The following is a 1,017-nucleotide window of genomic DNA, read 5'->3' on the forward strand; positions in this document are numbered from 1 at the left end:
CGTGCCGCACGCCGCACACCGGGCACGCGTGGACGAGCTCGACGTCGTCGGCCGGGACGCCGGCCGACGCGGCGAGGTGCGCGCGGAGGACCGATTCGACGCCGGCGCCGCGCCTGCCGCCCGCGGCGACCATCACGCGCACCCCGGTGTCCTCGAGCTCGACGACCTCGGCGGATGCGATGTCCATGCGCCCATGATGTCGCACTCCCGGGCGACCGCCGATCCCCCGCCATATTCCGGGGCTCGCATACGGCCTGACGTAGCGTCGGAGGGTGAGTGAGATCGAGGCCGACGCAGTCCCCTCCCCGCGGGCGAAGCCCGGCCCGGTGTACGGGCTCGTCCGAGGCGTCCTCCGGCCGCTCGTCAGGATGATCTACCGGCCGACGATCACCGGTGCCGAGAACGTGCCGCGGACCGGCCCCGTCATCCTCGCCTCCAACCACCTGTCCTTCGTCGACAGCATCGTGATCCCGCTCGCCGCACCGCGACCGGTGCAGTTCCTGGCGAAGTCGCACTACTTCACGGGCACCGGGCTCAAGGGATGGATGTCCCGCACGTTCTTCACCGCCATCGGCGCGGTGAGCGTGGAACGCGGCGCCGGCGCGCAGGCGCAGGCCGCGCTCGACCAGGGGCGCCGGATCCTCGACTCCGGCAGCGCGTTCGCGCTCTACCCGGAGGGCACGCGCTCCCTCGACGGGCGCCTGTACCGGGGGCGCACCGGCATCGCCTGGCTGGCGCTCACGACCGGCGCGACGGTCGTGCCCGTCGGCCTCATCGGCACCCAGGAGATCCAGCCCGTGGGCTCGTCGGTGCCGCGCGTGCGCCCGGTCACGGTGCGCTTCGGCGAGCCGCTCGACCTCAGCAGGCACGGGGCGCCGTCGTCGGGTCGCGCCCGCCGAGCCGCGACCGACGAGGTCATGGCGGCGATCCACGCACTCACCGGCCAGGAACTCGCCGACGCCTACAACGAGGCGCCGCCGCACGGCGCGCTCGCGAAGCTCGCGGACCGCGTCGCCC

The 1,017-nt window shown here is 74.2% G+C and carries 2 protein-coding genes; one reads left to right on the plus strand and one right to left on the minus strand.

All coding sequences use genetic code 11. The features are described from left to right. On the minus strand, nt 1-187 hold a 187-nt coding region (locus tag ESO86_RS17600), incomplete at its 3' end, for a hypothetical protein (RefSeq protein WP_165308347.1). A gap of 85 nt (nt 188-272) precedes the next feature. On the opposite strand from ESO86_RS17600, the gene ESO86_RS17605 reads away from it, so the two are divergent. Then, a partial coding sequence (locus tag ESO86_RS17605; protein ID WP_422836512.1) for a lysophospholipid acyltransferase family protein occupies nt 273-1,017 on the plus strand: 745 nt, incomplete at its 3' end.

This window comes from Agromyces binzhouensis (genome assembly GCF_004135055.1).
In the GTDB taxonomy this organism is placed as follows: domain Bacteria; phylum Actinomycetota; class Actinomycetes; order Actinomycetales; family Microbacteriaceae; genus Agromyces; species Agromyces binzhouensis.